We start from the raw sequence: 17,112 nt of genomic DNA, 5'->3' as shown, positions 1-17,112 counted from the left end.
ATTAATAGATCTAAAGGCAAGCTTGATGAGAACTTTTTTATTGTGTTTATCGATATTTTTGCTATTTCCTATTTTGACCTTTGCCCAGAATAATTACGTCATTACAGGTAAAGTAGATCAGTTGAAAGATGGCAGTAGGCTTTTTCTGGTTTATAACAGTGATGGTGTCTCGTTTGTGGATTCCACAGAAACGAAAGGGGGGCGCTTTACCTTTAAGGGGCAGCTCACGTATCCGGTTTATTCCGCGCTTTATCTCCATAAAAACCCCTATGTGAACAAGCTACAGCCGAATGAAAAGCTGGATTACTTCCGCTTTTATTTGGAAGCTGCTCAGATGGGGATGAATGCGAAGGATTCACTCAAAAATATTGTATTGAATGGTTCCAAGCTCAATGCGGAAAATGCGGAACTCCTAGAGATGAAAAAAACTGTTGACAATAAATTTGACGCATTAAATAAGGAATTTGCCAAACTTCCACCAGAACAACAGAAAGATTCTGTGATATTTGCTCAGTTTGTCGCTCGGGAAATGAATCTTATGGATGAAAATTACAGTGCCTATCTGGATTTCGCTAAGAGCCATCCCGATTCATACCTCAGCGTAATTGGTTTAAGTTTTGTTGCAGGTCAGGAGAAATTTTATACATCGGCCAAGTCAGCGTTTGATGGTCTTTCGGGTAGACTAAAAGAAAGTCCATTAGGCAAGGTAATTCCGTTGCAGTTGGAAGCCCAGTCCAAGACGAAAGTCGGCCAGCAGGCACCGGATCTAACGCTTAAAAACCCGGAGGGGAAAGCCATCAGGATTTCGGATTTTTCGGGAAAGTATTTACTCTTAGATTTTTGGGCGAGCTGGTGTGGTCCTTGTCGTGCGGAAAATCCCAACCTCGTAAAAGCATATCAAAAATATCATGATAAAGGATTTGAAATATTGGGAATCTCCCTGGACGATGCGGCACGGAAAGATGCCTGGGTCGATGCCATAAAAGGAGATAGCCTATTATGGACTCAGGTTTCTGATCTAAAAGGCTGGGACAGCTATGCCGCAAAAATTTATGGAATCAATGGTATTCCTGCCAATTTTCTGCTCGATCCGGAAGGTAAAATAATCGCTCGTAACCTAAGGGCTGAGGATTTACAAAATATGTTGAAAAGGATCTTTGCAGACCTGCCGACTCCGTAAGATAGCTATCTTCCTATCCAAAACATCCCTGTGAATTTGACTTTTATAAAACATGACATTTTGTTCCAAAAATAAGTATGAAAAATTGCCTACAATTGCAAGCGATTTTCTATCTTGCGCCTTTAATTAGAGATCACATGGCTATAAGATATTCGGGCTGTAAGCAGGTTTAACTGAGGGCTGGATGCTTTAAAAATTTATTTTTTCAATTGTATCTTATTTTGATACAGCTGGTAGAATAAGCGCGTCAGGTCGTCGGTGAAAGAGCGGACGATTATTTTTGTTTTAGATATTATTCGACTTATTTGATGGATGTTTTTTTTGAATTTCTAAATAACCTCACCAATCCAGACTGGATCGTGTCTCATGGAGGTTTATATCTGCTGTTGTTTATTATTTTTGCTGAGACAGGTATACTCATTGGCTTTTTCCTTCCCGGAGATCCTATTCTATTCATTGCTGGAATGATTGTTTCCAACATGAGTATTTCACCTTCCGAGCAGGTTCCTACCTTACTTTATTGGATCGTGCTTGTATCGTTGGCTGCAATTTTGGGTAATTTTGTTGGATATTGGTGTGGGAAGGTCTTTGGGAAAAAAATCATGAGCATGGATGACAGTTGGTTTTTCAAAAAGAGCTATATCTTCAAAGCACAAGAGTTTTACGAAAAAAGGGGCGGAGCTGCTATTGTGCTTGCAAGGTTTCTTCCTATTGTTCGGACTTTTGCACCAATTGTTGCTGGTATTGTTGGGATGGAGTTCAGAAAATTTGTATTGTACAATGTGATTGGTGCAGTTGTCTGGGCGGGGAGCTTGGTTACCCTTGGTTATTTGTTAGGTGAAAACATATGGGTGAAGGAGAATCTGGAGCTTGTTATTATTGTAATCGTTTTGATTGCAACGGCACCAGTCATTATAAAAGCATTTACTTCGAAAGATAAAGCAAAGATTGTCCAATAAAACATTGATCATCTACTGAAATCAATAGGAAGACTAAATGATGTGACAACAATTAAGATGTTGGTCCACTTTGTGGGGTTTGATCCACTATTTGTTTGATTTCATTGCCTTCACTTTTTTTATGGTGGTGTCATTGATAAAATTGCGGTACTCTTTAGTTTCCATCCCATAGCCTGCTATTTTGCTCTCGTGATTACTATGGATGCCAAAACCATAGGTTTTTGTCAGCGGGGATGCACGTAGACAGTCATGTCCTTTGGAAAAGAATATATTCCTGACCTCTTTATAATCCGATTCATTAAGCGCGTTACGGTCTGCATAGATCTGAAAAAGCAATTCATCGGAAGTATATCGGTATGGAAATTGTGTGATTAGCTCATATTGCATTTCGGCTATTGTCTTTTTATTTCTTATAGGCGGAACTGTTCCTTTGGACACTTGTGTATCCTCAGCGACTTCAATAAATGTGTCAATATAGTTGGTGGAATGAAATTTCATGTGTTATTTTTTAGGCGTATTGTCACAATAATTCAAGAAATAAGATGGGAGCAAAATAGGTATTCCTATGGATTTGTCAAAAGTTTTTAAGGAAATTATTATCTGTATTATTACTAATTTCATCTGTGTTTTAAACATTTTTTTTTACGAAAAAGAAATGTTTTGCAGTATTTTTCTTAGCTTTACAGAAATTATTACGCAGCACCCTACAGTATACCTATCATAAGTGGCTACTAATCAACAGATTATTAGCCATTTTTCTTTTAGTGTGGTATAGGGCACCTATGATTATTCCATTTGCTTATTCCTGAGCTAATATAGCATAAAGTAACATTTGGTTATTTTAACTCCTTTTGCTGTTCAAATTTATAACAATAATTTATAATATTCCTTGTTTTGAGAAAATTTATTGTTCGAGTATATGCTCGCTGTGTTATTTTCTTATGGGAATGAAAAAAAATAGTAGCTATAGTTACAAAGGTCAAACCCGTTATTTTTTTTTGTATGAAAATTGGCTTAGAAGGACTATAATAGGTGTTTTTATTATTTTTTTTAATTTTGACATACAAGGGAAAATTTATTTGTTTATATTTGTACATCATTGAGACTTTCTTACTTGTTCAGCTTTAATGCTTGATCCGAGTAAAGTTTTGTATGGGCATATTTCCATATAGAAATGTAATTATGATATGTATACTGTAGGTAGGTGTATAATTTAACAGTGGTAGCTGTAGGGGCTACCCCTGTTGTTTTCTATAGCAGTCTCGTAGGGATAATGTTATAAACTGTTTTATATCTTCATGGAGTGTCTCAGCTATTCTTCATGCTGTTACTTACGCTGCAAGCCGGTTTTTATAGATCGGTCTTTTTGGGGCGTTTTAAATATTTCATCAAAAATTTCTTGCAAATGGTTTACTGTTCAGATGAGCGGTCTGTTTTTTACTTTATATTTATGGTATTATTATGAATACCTAAAAAAATATCTATGGAAATTAACGAACACATTGATTTTGCGACAGCAAGTTTCAAAGAATTTGAGAATATTGCTGGTTTTGATATGATGGATACTGCAAAGTATTTCCATTCCTATATCAATTACATGAAAGAAAATCAACATCTTAACTTTAGATTTGTAACACAGGGATGTGGGCCTACTGCTATCGTAAGTTCACCATTTTTAGAGCAACCAACCGAATGCATAAGTCTTGTGTCAAATGATTATCTTAATTTTTCCCAACATCCAAAAGTAAAAGCAGCGGCCATAGCTGGAATAGAGAAATATGGCACAGGGGCTGGAGCCTCACCTTTAATAGGGGGGCACCATGAATATCATGTTGCGTTGGAGGAGAAGATTTGTAAATTTTTCAACCGACCAGAGGGATCGAGTATCGTTTTTACCACCGGATATACAGCAAACAGTTCTACTTTATTAAGTTTGTTGAAACAGGAGGATTGTGCTATTGTCGATATGGAAGTACATGCAAGTGTTTATGAGGGCTTATTAAATACCAATGTGAAACGCTTTCCACATAACAGTATGATTCACCTTGAAAGGGCATTGGCAGACGCAGAAAATAAGTTCAGAACCAAGTTGGTTATCATTGATGGAGTATATTCCCAAAATGGAGATTTAGCGACAATGGATGAAATTTATACGTTAACCAGGAAGTATGGTGCCTATTTAATGGTGGATGATGCGCATGGAATAGGTGTAATGGGCGAGAATGGAAGGGGGGCCATTGAAGCCTATAATCTTCTGGATAAAGTAGATATTATAGCTGGTACTTTGAGCAAAGCGTTTGGTCATATTGGAGGTTTTATAGTTTCGTCGCCAGAAATCATTAATTACCTTCGTTATCAATCGAGGCAGCAGGTATTTTCCTCTACATCGACCCCCGCAAGTTTCGGTTTATTGAAAGCTATTGATTTAATTGATGAAGAGCCTTATTGGCGAACAAGGCTCAGTGATAATGTGACTTATTTTAAGGCGGGATTGCTATCTCTGGGTGTTGATATTGGCACATCCTCGTCCCCAATTATTCCGATAAAGATCGGTGATCCAATTCGAACCGCTCAGATCTCGCGCATGTTATTGCAAAACGGTGTTTATGCAAATTGCATTGTCTATCCCGGAGTGGCGAAAAAAGATGCCCGTATCCGCACAAGCCTGATGGCCACACATACAAAGGAACATTTGGATAAGGTCTTAAATACATTGGAAGATATCAGTAAGGTTGTAAGTTTGAAAAAATCAAGATAAATTAATCTTATAATATTTAATTATTTATTATATTGATCTGAATCCTTATTTTTAGGCATTCAGATCAATAGCATATCAATAACACATGCGTAAAACTTATAAGGGAGAAAAGAATGATAAAGAACGCACCATGAACAAACTTGTTTTGTCTGTTGGTAAGGTTCTTCGCGATAAAGGGTATACGGGCTTAACAATTGCCAATATTTCTAAAACGGCAGGTGTTGACAGGAAGCTCATTTCACTTTATTTTGGCTCCGTTGACAATTTAGTTGAAACATACATCAGGAGTAAGGACTACTGGGTGTCTGCTACGCTGGGTGCTGTTGAATATTTTGGTACTGCTCCAACCGAGGGGTCAAAGGGCTTTCTTGAATCGTTGTTACTGAATCAAATGGATAGCTTTCTGGAGAATACCGAAATGCAAAAAGCAGTTCTTTGGCAGATCAGTGAAAAGTCTGAGATTATGTCGCAAATCACGAGGGAGCGGGAGAAGATGAGTGCTTTGTTTTTTGCCTTTGCCGATAAGGAAATGGAAGGTAAAGATGTTGATTTGCGGGCTATAAGTAGTATTTTGACTGCGGGGATCTATTACTTGGTGTTACACTCAATAAATACGGAAAGTACTTTTTGTGAAATTGAGCTTAACGCGGATGGTTTAGACAGAATCCGCAATGCGGTCAGAACAATACTCTCCTGGGCTTATGGAGAGAACGAAAAAAAACCGGTCGAAGTTTGACGAAAGGATTGATGGCGCACTATGCCAATCTGTCAATTATAACAAAGGAAATCAGCTGATTAACACTGATATTGTCATACAGGTATCAATATTCTATTTAAAGGATCGTCCAATTGGTCATCACCATTTTTTGGCATATCATTCGCCTGTTTAGATTTAAACGATTCGAAACATGGCGAAGAGATTATTGCTCATATTAATGTTGTTTGTGATTGCTGATGCTTATTTCTTTCAAGCATTTACGACCATTATCCATACTCCATTTTTACATAAGATTTATTGGTATTTAGATGTATTGTTGCTTATTGGGGTGTTTACCCTGATTTTTCTCCGGCAACAGGGTAAAGATATTCAGCGACTGGCGGCAGGTCTGGTCACTTCTTTTTTAATTGTATTTATCCCAAAATTGCCGGCCTTTCCAATCTTATTGGCTGAGGATTTGGTACGGCTATTACAGGGATTTCCCCCACGAAGTATTTATATAAGTGAATTTGTGCTTGCACTGGCTTTACTGATTGTTTTAATTATTGTTTTTGGCCTCACCAGAGGGCGGCATTTATATCGGGTAAGGGAGGAAGTCCTAAGCTTTCCGGATCTGCCAGATGCATTTGATGGATTTAAGATTACACAGATTTCGGATATTCATTCCGGAAGCTTATCTGATGTTTATGGAGTCCGAAAGGGTATCGCACTGGCGAATGCGCAGGATAGTGATCTTCTGCTGTTTACCGGAGACCTTGTCAATAACAAAGCGGCTGAGATGGAATCCTGGATTTCAGATTTCACTTCGCTAAAGGCCCCGTTTGGTAAATTTTCTGTACTCGGAAATCACGATTATGGAGATTATACGCACTGGGATAGTGCTGAATTAAAGGCATCTAATCTTATTAGGTTGAAGGAGATTCATCGGGAAATGGGATTTAAGCTGTTGATGAATGAATCTATTGCCATTCAAAAGAATGGGGCTAGCATCGCATTGATCGGGGTGGAAAACTGGGGAAAGGGTGGTTTTCATCAATATGGAGACCTGAGCAAAGCGACGTCGGATCTGGCGACGGACTCTTTTAACATATTGATGTCGCACGATCCTTCTCATTGGGATCATGTCACTTTAGATCATGAAAAACATGTACATCTTACATTGGCCGGGCATACGCACGGGATGCAATTTGGTATAGAGCTGTTCGGATTTAAATGGAGCCCGATAAAATATTTCTATGAACAGTGGGCTGGATTATATCAAAAAAAAGGGAAATACTTGTATGTCAACCGTGGCTTTGGCTATCATGGACTCAAGGGTAGGATAGGTATATGGCCGGAGATTACCGTCATCACGTTGAAAAAATCTATTTCATAATCTTTGGATGGCGCCAGGATGATACCGTTCGGATGTCAGGCTTATTTTTCATATCTATTTTTAACGATATAAATAGATCAGGTTGGGCAATATTTTTTTGTTTCGAAGATTAATTTTATTATATTTAGTTAGCGTAGCTTGGTCTAAAAAAGATGGTAAGCTAGTGCTATTAGTATTAACCAATTGCATCAAATTAAACAAAAGAAGAATATCCATTGCTTGACATACTATAGGTAAAAATGAACAAGCGGATTGTCATATAGATCCAGGGATGGATGCGTTCGATAGTTAATTAGATTTATAAACCAATTATTTAATTTGAGGTATGGCACACAAAGTAGTTTCCCTTATTTTGGGAGGGGGTAGAGGGGCTCGACTTTATCCATTGACACAACAGCGCTCTAAGCCGGCTGTTCCTATTGCTGGGAAATATCGATTGGTCGATATTCCTATTTCGAATTGTTTAAATTCTGGATATAATAAGATATTCGTTTTAACACAGTTCAATTCAGCTTCTTTGAATACGCACATCAAAAACGCTTATAATTTCAGCATTTTCAGTAAAGGTTTTGTTGACATTTTGGCTGCTGAACAAACGAACGAGGGAGATCGATGGTTTCAGGGAACAGCTGATGCCGTGAGACGTACACATAAGCACCTATTGAATGTTGACTACGATTATGTATTGGTTTTATCGGGCGACCAGCTCTATCAAATGGACTATTCTGCTTTGGTAGACTTTCATGTGCAGAACGGCGGGCACATCACAATTGCAACCATTCCTGTCAATGTAGCCGATGCGACTGGGTTTGGCATTCTCAAAGCCAATGAGGCAAATGTAATTACAGCGTTCACCGAAAAACCCAATAAAGAGGAGGTCTTGAATTGGTCTTCAGAAGTCTCCAGTGAGATGGCCAAATGTGGGCGGAATTATCTGGCATCGATGGGGATTTATGTTTTTTCAAAAGGTGTTTTGCTCAATTTACTGCTTGCCAATCCAGGTATGGACTTTGGGAAGGAAATACTACCAGATGCGATCAACAAGTACAAAGTACTGAGTTACCAGTTCGATGGCTATTGGACAGATATTGGAACGATAAAATCATTTTTCGATGCCAATATTGGATTGACTGCAGATGTTCCTGATTTTAATTTGTTCGATGAAACTGTATTTACGAGAGCGCGTATGTTACCTCCGTCTAAGGTTTCGGGAACAACACTCAATAATACGGTTATTGCTGATGGCTGTATCCTCAATGCAGATAAGCTCGAACGTTCTGTGATCGGTATACGTTCCCGTATTGGTGAGGGGACAGTAATTAAATCAACCTACATGATGGGATCAGATCATTACGAACAACTTGAGGAAGTCATTGAATTGGGGAATACCCAAAAACCGCCACCTGTTGGTGTGGGGGAGCGTTGTTATATTGAAAATGCTATTTTGGATAAAAATTGCAGGATAGGAAATGATGTCAGAATAAAAGGAGGACCACATCTGGAGGATGGCGATTTTCAGACACATGCAATCTGCGATGGCATCGTTGTTGTAAAGAAAAATGCCGTAATCTCGAATGGTGTAAGTATAGGCTGCTAGCTATTTTCAGACATAAAGTAGTAAAGGACTAGGACTGTATGCGCCTGGTCTTTTATTGAATTGTTTGCCTGATCCGAATTTGCACTAACATTTATACAATTCTAGCGCAAGTTGTCATCAATACGATCACACATAGTATCAATAAAACGATGACTGTTGTAGTATAAGGGGTTCTTCTCATGATTTTTTTTATTTATTACTTATAAATTTAATTTCGCAAAAGTCATGCCCATTATAGTAACCTCAATCCTGCTCGTTGAAACTGTAGTTTTAAATCTACAACCGATTGGTTTTATTGGTTTTGTGCGAAATATTTAAAATCTATTTAGGCTAGACGGTAGCTTTCAAAAAATACGCATTTTACTCCCTTATTATTTCTTAATAATCAATATAGTTGTAAAATCTCTATAAGCATCACTGCGGAAAATGCTATTGTCAAAGTATCCTGTGACGATAATTCTAAAATTTCAGTCATGCGATAAGATAAGATAAGATAAGATAAGATAAGATAAGATAAGATGGTCCGAATTAAAAAAGGAATTCGCTCGGACAAGAGTTGAGATTCATAAGTTATTTATACTAATTGGATTGTATAAAATGTTGTTCAAATAATTGCCAAAGACTATTTACAAGGCATGAATTGGTGCGTTTTTTGTTCGGTCTGACATTTAAAATATTTATATCAATATGAAATCTTTTTATTTAGGGATGGCAACATTAAGTGTCGGATTAGCGCTTATGGCGCGTCATAATACTGCTTCTGGCAATCAACAAGCTGTTCATTCTTTTGGAAACGTGCGGGTTAATTCTGATTCGACAAAAGTCGAGAATCTGGTGAAGGAATTGAAGAAGCTTAAACCTATTCCTAAGGCCGATTTCGAAGCAAAGTTTAAAAAAGAGATCAACGGTTTTAAACTGACCGAAGCTCAGGCATTTGAAGACCAAGAAACGGGCTCCTTTGCCTCGGCCAACTATGCAAAGGATGGGGGGAATATTTATCTCATGATAACAGATGGTGCGGGACCTGGATCGGAGCAGGTGAAAGCTAATTTATTGAATTATTTAGAACTGAAAGACATTTATACACCGGAAGACAAGTCAGCAGTTAAAAATTATAAGGGCTGGTTAGTCTCATTTGACTGGAGTATGTTCGAAAATGATGGCTTGACGAGTATACAATACTTAGAGGGCAATCGTTATGCTGTTGTTGCTTCGGCAAACCAGGTTCCGATAGAAGAACTTGAAAATTTTTTGAACAGTTTTAGTTTATAAAAATAAAACAAAGAGCGCCCTAGCTTATTCCGTAATCCAAGGAATAGGTTGGGGCTCTTTGTTTTTCTGTGAATCATGAAACTTGAAATAGATTAATAGCAGGAAAAATTATCCGTTTTTTATTTTATTATTTCTTATTTTCGGCACGATATTAATCAGCAGAATAGTTGACGGAAATTGGATGTTTTTCTTGCTTTTTCGTTGGCTGGCATAGTTATTTCACTTTATAAAACTACAATGTTTAAGCTAAAAAATTATCTAAAGATAACTCAATTCGTGTTATTGATGAGTGTTCTTAATTTTTTATTTTTCCATCTCCCTTTCTTTTCCTTTGTTTTTAAAAATATTGATTATAAAAGCCTGAATGGCATTGTTCTGGTCCTAAGCTTAGTGATCTTAATGTTGGTCTTAAACGCCTTTGTACTCTATTTAATATTTTTTCTATCACGTCTAGTTGGCAAAATCTTGCTGATCTTCTTTTTCATCGGCAGTTCTATCGCGGTTTACTTTATCAATACCTATAGTGTCATCATAGATGAAACGATGGTGGGGAATATCCTCAATACCAATTACTCGGAGTCGAGTAGTTTTTTCTCGATTAAACTAATTTTATATGTCGTTTTATTGGGTATCCTGCCTAGTATATATATTGCGAAAGTGAAAATAGAGAATGTGAAATTAAAGCGTTTTCTTATTACTTCTGCGCTCAGCCTATTGTTTATAATCATACTGATTTTTGCGAATGCGAGTAATTGGTTATGGATCGATAAAAATTCAAAGACTTTAGGCGGGCTAGCGATGCCTTGGTCTTATACGGTAAACTTCACACGTTTTTATATTCATCAGCAGCAGGAAAATAAAAAGGAAATCTTACTTCCTGATGCCAAAATAATGGATAACAAAAAGGCCGTTGTTGTTTTGGTAATAGGTGAATCTGCAAGAAGTCAGAATTTTTCGTTATACGGTTATAAGAAAAATACAAATCCCTTACTATCCAAGATCCCGAATCTACATCATTTTGAAGCGACCTCCTGTTCCACTTATACAACCGCGGGTGTGAAATGTATTTTGGAACATAAAAATAGCGGGGATTTATATGAAATATTACCAAATTATCTGTTCAGGAATGATGTTGATGTTGTCTGGAGAACTTCCAACTGGGGCGAACCTCCGGTCCACATCAAGGATTACAAAAAAACAGAACAGCTAACATCGAATTGCCAAGGGGAGGGCTGTAGCTATGATGAGGCTCTTCTGGCGGGATTAAAAGAGCAGATACTAGCCAGTAAAAAGGATAAAATATTTATTGTGTTACACACAAGTACTAGCCATGGACCGACTTATAGCAAAAAATATCCGGCGCAATTTGAAATGTTTAAGCCTGTTTGTAATAGTGTAGAGCTGGGGAAATGTTCTAAGGAGGAACTTGTCAACGCTTATGACAATACAATTGTGTATACAGATTATATTTTAAACCGCTTGATAGAAGATTTAAAAGAATTGAAGCAATACCAAAGTGCGATGCTTTTTGTATCTGATCATGGTGAATCTTTAGGTGAAAACAATTTATATATGCATGGACTACCAATGAGTATCGCACCTAAAGAGCAATATGATATTCCTTTTATCGTTTGGGTTTCTGATCCAGCGAAAGAGCTAAAACCCAATAAAATATTGACCCAGAACCATGTATTTCACAGTGTTCTGAACTTCTTAAATATACAGAGTCCTATTTATGATGAAAGTATGGACATCTTTAAATAGTATACAGAAACCAATGGGAATCGTTTACGAGAGGAGCTGTATACGGTTGTTTATTGGTGAGCGGGTTTGTAATATAGAATTGTAGCACCGCCAGCAAAGGTTTTTGTCTTTAGGTATGTCAGCTGTATTTTTCTGTTTATGTTGTTGAACAATGGTAAGCCATTTCCAGCAATAACGGGATGAATACAAATTTGATACTCGTCTATAAGGTCGCTGTTTGTTAATGCGACAATTAGACTAGGACTACCTATCAAAATATCTTTGCCCGGTAACTGTTTAAGTGCCTGAAGTTCGTCAACGATAGTTCGGTTTGCCAGCCTTGCACTGTCCCAATCCAGATTTTTTAGTGTTTGCGAAAAGACGACTTTTGGTATCGTGTTCATGACATGCGCAAATTCGTCTGAGGATTTATTACCACTGGAGGTTGTCAAGAAGGCCCGCCAATATTCCATAAGCTGATAAGTTATTCTACCATATAATATTGTATCAGACTCACGCAATAAGTCTGTATAATGCTGATGAATTTCATCATCTGGAAGCATTAAAGTATGATCACAAAAGCCGTCTAGGCTCATATTAATCGCTGCAATTACTTTTCTCATAGCGCGCATAATATTTCTATGCATTGAATTTACGAAAAAGTAAGGGACGGTTGACCTTAGAGAGAAAATAATAGGAGCTACTAAACTCATTACTGAAGATTGAGATAGACAGGCTCTTTATGAGAAATTGGGGGGCTATTCGTCTATAATAGTTAAGTTACTGATTACTTCGAAAGTTGACACATGGTAATCATCTCCAAAAAATAATCCATTGATATAATGTTGGATTGGGTAAAAAAGGTCTATCGGAATGCCTTTATAGAAGGTTTTGAAATCGTTTGGAATAGAGTAAGCATGACTATATTTTCCTTTGCCAAGACTGATACCGCCTATTTTTTTTAGGTAGCCAGTTATTTTGTGTTTAGAGGAATTTGAAAACTCTTCACTTGTTTCCAGGAAATAATCCTGAATATAAAAATTTCTTATATTTTTCAATTTGATCGGGGAGCTTTTATCCAGCTTGATTCTCCGGGAATAGGATATATCGGTTAAAATGCAGGTTGCCTTCTGAACCGTTGAGACATCAATAAAATAATCTCCATCGACCAATAGATGTTTACTATCTTTATAGATACCTAGGATCATCTCGTTGATTTCTCTATCGGAATAATCCATTATATTTGAAGATCTACCAAACTTTTCGAATTGCAGTCCGCTATCTTTGACATTTTTCCTGATTTTATTTAGCTCATATTGCTGAAAAGTCCTTATTTTTTCCATATCCGTTGCTCGTTATATTTAGCACTTTAAAGATAATTTTAAAACTTTGCTTTCAACCGCTTTACAGGCATCTAATTGCAATTTGAATCGAATCTAATTTAACAGTACGCTAACGCTTAGGTAACAAGTTAAGTCTTCAAAGGAGAAATGTATCGTTTTTTGGAATGCAGAACCTGAGATCGAACAGTAGCCAAACGCAGGTTCTGCTATTAAAAATCAAATTTTCTGGAGGTCATACGACCCTGACCTTTCAGGTTTATTCGGTTGGGGAATAGTTCCAAAACCCCATAAGCATTTTCATTGCTGGTTTCGATCATCCCCTCAAGTGTAATCATGGGAATCCCTTTATAGTTAGCGAAGTTACCGGGATGATGATGCCCTGAGATAACAGCTTTCACACGAGGATATTTTTCGATTGCTGCCAATATATCCCTATTGTTGAGTGTTTCAAGTCCGTTTTCTGGAAATAAGGGATGATGAGAAAAGATGATCACATTCTTAGCCTCTTTTTCTGCTTTTTTTAGCTGTTTTTCCATCCATGCAAGTTGTTGTCTGCTGATGCCACCATTCCATGGCTGTGTATTTTTCCGTGCCTCGAATTTTAGCTGGTTATTTAATGCTTGCCAAGCAGCGCGCTCCGCTGATGTTGCTGATGTTGCGTATTCGCTGAGTTCATTGGTGTTGAGGAGAATAAATAACCAATGACCTTTTTCTACGGTATAGTAGGGGGCGGACATGCGATAGGCCTTGTAGAGTGTGGCACCGTTTTTCACATCGACATAATCATGGTTACCCAGTAAATTGTAAACTGGTGCCTTGAGTTTGTCCAGATGCTGCAAGGCTGGAGTCAAATCTTTTGCACCTACATCGACTAAATCTCCTACCATCACCGTAAAATCCACGCCAGCTGCATTTATTGCTGTCGTTGCTGAATCTAATTTGGAAAGTGAATTGCGGTAAAATCGACTTCCTTTGGTGTCCTGATCAGCATATTGTGGGTCTGCAATTAAACCTATTTTCAATGGAGTGTTCTTTTGTTGGCTAATGCTCTTACCATGTAAGAGGACAAATAAAAGGGAGAAAACTATAATTTTAATTTTCATTCTGGGTAATTTTAGATTTTGAATGCCACCGGGCTCGAAAACAAACCGACGAGGCTACCGATTTTAATTTTGGTTCTATTAGCTCAATCGCTGGTCCATACAAACATACATGATTTTTTGACGTTTAAAAGCTGAAATTAATAGCAATCGATTGCATAAAATTCAGAAAACCAAAATGCTACACCGGATATATGTTATTTAGATGCTGGTATTTGTTCGTCATAATTTCGCATGATATAATAGAAATACGCAATCATTTTCATATAGTTTTCGATACTGATATATTCATTGGTACTGTGCATGCTCTGCTGTTCGGAATGATTGATTTTGATTGGCATAAATCGGTAGATATTCTTGCTGAGTTCTTGGTATTTGACGGCATCTGTACCGCCAACGGTCAGGTATGGTGTGACAATAAGATCTGGGTATAACTTTCGGATGGAGGCTTCCATCATCTGATAGGCTTTTGTATCACTAGGAGATACATTGGAGGCCTCCCGGGCATTATCAACCTGTTCTATTTCGACATCAAAACCCGCTGTTGCTTTCTTAACGTGTGCTTGGACTTCCTGAATTGTATTTTCAGGCAATAGTCTAAAATTGACAACAAATTCGACTTCTGGAGACAGCACGTTGGGGGCATCGCTACCTTTCATCATCGTCAGTGCTGTCGTGCTGCGTACCAAGGCGTTGGTCGAATGATTTTTGGTCAACTGGGCAAGTAGCATAGGTTCCATCAACCATCTATTTGCTATTGCAAAGAGCTAAACAAAAGGCATTGAACCGCCTATCTGTTGGAAAAAACGCTGAATAAGTGGACTGATCATCGGTTTCATCTGCTGCTCTTCGAGCCGCTGCATGATCACCGCAGCTTTGCCCATGGCCGTTTCAGACGGTGGCATTGAAGAATGTCCTCCTAAGCCTTTAACTTTGACCTTTAAAGACAGAAACCCCTTTTCGGCACAGCCAATTAATGCGACATCCGAATGTATTCCTTTAACAGATCCTTTCTCGAGAATGAGTCCACCTTCATCGTAGACAGCTTCAAATCGAAGTCCCTTACGCTTGAAATCTGCAGCAATTTTGCTTGCCCCAAGTTCGCCACCTACTTCCTCATCAAAGCCAAATGCCAGGTAGATATCACGTTCAGGTCTTTCCTTATCAAGCAGTATTTTCTGCATGGCTTCGAGTAATGAAAAGAGCATTCCTTTCATATCCAATGTTCCGCGCCCGTAAATCCGTCCATCGGCTACTGCACCCGAAAAAGGGGCATAATTCCAATCTTCTGCTATTGTGGAAACTGGAGGGAGTGGTTTGTCTGAAGGACGGAAAACATGTTCGGATTTGTTTTTAATTTCAGCTGAACCCGGAGGAACAACATCATAATGGGACAAAAATAGGAGTGGCAATAAATTGCTATTGCTACCTTTAAGTTTAAAAACTAAACCATAGGAATGCACGGTATAGATCTCCAGTTGTTGGTGAATAAGCGGATAACTTGCTGCGATATACTGTTTAAAAGTATCAAAAGGGGCGTATACAAATAAATTAGGATCCCCATTGGAAACGGATGGTATCTTAATTCCCCCCGCTAATCGGGATAAGATGCTATCATTGCTTATGGGCTGAAATGCTTGTGCATCGGATTTTTTTATCTTGGCAAAAGGGAAGAGCAATGTGTTGATCACTAAACCAATAAAAATCACAATCAGCAATAGCAATAGTACCAAAAGTAGCTTCTTCATAACAGCGTTGTTTGTGGTGGAACGTTTATATCAATACCATCTCAAATAGAGACCTACGGATAAAAACATCATACTGCCCACTTTGTTTTAGCTTGAGACTTGGAGCCAGAATCAAGCGTCGCAAATGTTATTTAAAAATTATCAAATCAAGTCAAATTCCATTTCCGATGTTTCCCTGCCATTGACAATAATGGAAATTTTATGTTTACCGATATAGAATTTTCTGGTGGTGATTACTTTAAATGATTGCCTGCGTTCAATCCGGTTTTTTTCAGCGGATAGATAGATCTTCTCGCTAATTTTAAAGACTTTACGGGACATTAAACCATTTGATTTTTGATAATATAATCCATACTCCAATCGGAGTGGTTTGGATTGCGCATGTGTATTTTCGATCTGGAATGAAAAAAAGACATATTCACCAACTTTTACATACGGTGTCGCAATGTGTAGATCGGAAACCTCAAAATCTGTTCCATCCAAACCATAGTAGTGTAAAATCTCTGGATGCCCCTGTTTAAGTAGTGTGCGGCAGCCATGTTTAATGATTCCATCCGTATTTTTACTGATCCCTTTCCAATTTTTCGCAATGGCCAGCAAAATATCGGGGTGATCTTTGGAGATATCGTTTAAATTGTTGGCGACACTTCTTCTTACAGTTTCCGACACATCATTTTTTAGTAAATCCAAAATAGGCAAAATAGGGCTCGGATCTTTCTTCAGAAAGGGGATAGCCATAGCCCATGGTAGCCGTGGACGAATACCTTCGCTTGCCAAACGGCGAACTTGTGCATTCGGGCTTCGTGCCCATTGTTCCATTATGCTGATCATCTGCCCTTTATATTTGATAATAAAAGGGCGAACAGCAAATTCACAAGTGATGAACTGTGTAATTATTTCAAGGGATTGCACGGCGGTTTCAAAATGCTCAACACCATAAGTTTCGATGTAGTCGGGGAATATAACATATTCAAGTCCACCGGGATACCCTGCCGCAATTAAATTCTCAACAACTTGGGTGATTAAGGCGATTGCTTCGGGAAAATTGGATGGCATAAATTCGTGCAAGGTTTGTGTGGTATGTTTGATCCTTTGCTTCCATTCCATAGTGTTGAAATCAGGGCTAAAGATTCTCGTAATAAATTGCTCTTTATTGAAATCGGGATTTACCTGACTAAACTGATCTGCAATGTGTTGATAGAAATTGAGCGAATAGATATCTTTGATAAGACTCATAAATATTGTATATAGTTCAAATATATATTTAAAACAAGATGTGGCCACAAATTGACCAAAATTCTATCGTGCCAAGTTGTTCG

General features: G+C 37.9%; 15 protein-coding genes. 8 read left to right on the top strand and 7 right to left on the bottom strand.

The genetic code is table 11. The annotated features are described in order from the left end of the window. Window positions 1–25: 25 nt before the first annotated feature. Together ABFX33_RS16265 and ABFX33_RS16260 are read left to right on the top strand one after the other, a co-directional pair. On the top strand, window positions 26–1,180 hold the full coding sequence (locus ABFX33_RS16265) for a redoxin domain-containing protein (RefSeq protein WP_346086875.1): 1,155 nt from the start codon (window positions 26–28) through the stop codon (window positions 1,178–1,180). A 308-nt stretch (window positions 1,181–1,488) separates the two neighbouring features. Continuing rightward, window positions 1,489–2,139, top strand: coding sequence for a DedA family protein (locus ABFX33_RS16260; protein ID WP_346086874.1), 651 nt, complete (start codon window positions 1,489–1,491; stop codon window positions 2,137–2,139). A gap of 87 nt (window positions 2,140–2,226) precedes the next feature. Here the strand turns inward: ABFX33_RS16260 and ABFX33_RS16255 are convergent, their stop codons facing one another. Next, a complete protein-coding gene (locus tag ABFX33_RS16255) occupies window positions 2,227–2,637 on the bottom strand; it encodes a DUF6157 family protein (protein ID WP_346086873.1) in 411 nt (136 codons plus the stop codon). A 985-nt stretch (window positions 2,638–3,622) separates the two neighbouring features. Here ABFX33_RS16255 and ABFX33_RS16250 point away from each other — a divergent pair. The 6 genes from ABFX33_RS16250 to eptA all read left to right on the top strand — a co-directional run bounded on the left by ABFX33_RS16250 (window position 3,623) and on the right by eptA (window position 11,623). After that, complete coding sequence (locus tag ABFX33_RS16250; protein ID WP_346086872.1) at window positions 3,623–4,897, top strand: aminotransferase class I/II-fold pyridoxal phosphate-dependent enzyme; 1,275 nt, start codon at window positions 3,623–3,625, stop codon at window positions 4,895–4,897. 85 nt (window positions 4,898–4,982) lie between these two features. Beyond that, window positions 4,983–5,633 carry a TetR/AcrR family transcriptional regulator gene (locus ABFX33_RS16245; RefSeq protein ID WP_120257453.1) on the top strand — a complete coding sequence of 217 codons (651 nt, stop codon included), beginning with the start codon at window positions 4,983–4,985 and terminating at the stop codon, window positions 5,631–5,633. A 172-nt stretch (window positions 5,634–5,805) separates the two neighbouring features. After that, window positions 5,806–6,990 carry a metallophosphoesterase gene (locus tag ABFX33_RS16240; RefSeq protein WP_346086871.1) on the top strand — a complete coding sequence of 395 codons (1,185 nt, stop codon included), beginning with the start codon at window positions 5,806–5,808 and terminating at the stop codon, window positions 6,988–6,990. Between the two features lie 325 nt (window positions 6,991–7,315). Next, on the top strand, window positions 7,316–8,587 hold the full coding sequence (locus ABFX33_RS16235; protein ID WP_346086870.1) for a glucose-1-phosphate adenylyltransferase: 1,272 nt from the start codon (window positions 7,316–7,318) through the stop codon (window positions 8,585–8,587). A gap of 687 nt (window positions 8,588–9,274) precedes the next feature. Beyond that, entirely contained in the window at window positions 9,275–9,859 is a 585-nt protein-coding gene (locus tag ABFX33_RS16230; protein ID WP_120257456.1) for a hypothetical protein, read from the top strand. A gap of 237 nt (window positions 9,860–10,096) precedes the next feature. Next, window positions 10,097–11,623: a phosphoethanolamine--lipid A transferase EptA gene (gene eptA, locus ABFX33_RS16225; RefSeq protein ID WP_346086869.1), complete on the top strand. Its 1,527-nt coding sequence runs from the start codon at window positions 10,097–10,099 to the stop codon at window positions 11,621–11,623. A gap of 50 nt (window positions 11,624–11,673) precedes the next feature. Here eptA and ABFX33_RS16220 read toward each other — a convergent pair whose 3' ends face one another. The 6 genes from ABFX33_RS16220 to ABFX33_RS16195 all read right to left on the bottom strand — a co-directional run bounded on the left by ABFX33_RS16220 (window position 11,674) and on the right by ABFX33_RS16195 (window position 17,029). Beyond that, a complete protein-coding gene (locus ABFX33_RS16220) occupies window positions 11,674–12,225 on the bottom strand; it encodes a dihydrofolate reductase family protein (RefSeq protein WP_120259186.1) in 552 nt (183 codons plus the stop codon). A 135-nt stretch (window positions 12,226–12,360) separates the two neighbouring features. Then, a complete protein-coding gene (locus ABFX33_RS16215) occupies window positions 12,361–12,945 on the bottom strand; it encodes a hypothetical protein (protein ID WP_120257458.1) in 585 nt (194 codons plus the stop codon). 209 nt (window positions 12,946–13,154) lie between these two features. Further along, window positions 13,155–14,048: a metallophosphoesterase gene (locus ABFX33_RS16210; RefSeq protein WP_346086868.1), complete on the bottom strand. Its 894-nt coding sequence runs from the start codon at window positions 14,046–14,048 to the stop codon at window positions 13,155–13,157. 194 nt (window positions 14,049–14,242) lie between these two features. Further along, the gene (locus tag ABFX33_RS16205) at window positions 14,243–14,785 is read right to left on the bottom strand and encodes a M20/M25/M40 family metallo-hydrolase (RefSeq protein ID WP_257097910.1); all 543 of its coding nucleotides are present in this window, start codon (window positions 14,783–14,785) and stop codon (window positions 14,243–14,245) included. A 27-nt stretch (window positions 14,786–14,812) separates the two neighbouring features. Continuing rightward, window positions 14,813–15,793 carry a M20/M25/M40 family metallo-hydrolase gene (locus ABFX33_RS16200; protein ID WP_346086867.1) on the bottom strand — a complete coding sequence of 327 codons (981 nt, stop codon included), beginning with the start codon at window positions 15,791–15,793 and terminating at the stop codon, window positions 14,813–14,815. Between the two features lie 141 nt (window positions 15,794–15,934). Next, complete coding sequence (locus tag ABFX33_RS16195) at window positions 15,935–17,029, bottom strand: DNA alkylation repair protein (RefSeq protein WP_346086866.1); 1,095 nt, start codon at window positions 17,027–17,029, stop codon at window positions 15,935–15,937. Window positions 17,030–17,112 lie beyond the last annotated feature (83 nt).

It is taken from the genome of Sphingobacterium ginsenosidimutans (genome assembly GCF_039536865.1).
GTDB classification, from domain to species: domain Bacteria; phylum Bacteroidota; class Bacteroidia; order Sphingobacteriales; family Sphingobacteriaceae; genus Sphingobacterium; species Sphingobacterium detergens.
The sequence above is the reverse complement of the archived record's forward strand: the minus strand, read 5'-3'. Positions and strand labels throughout refer to the sequence as shown.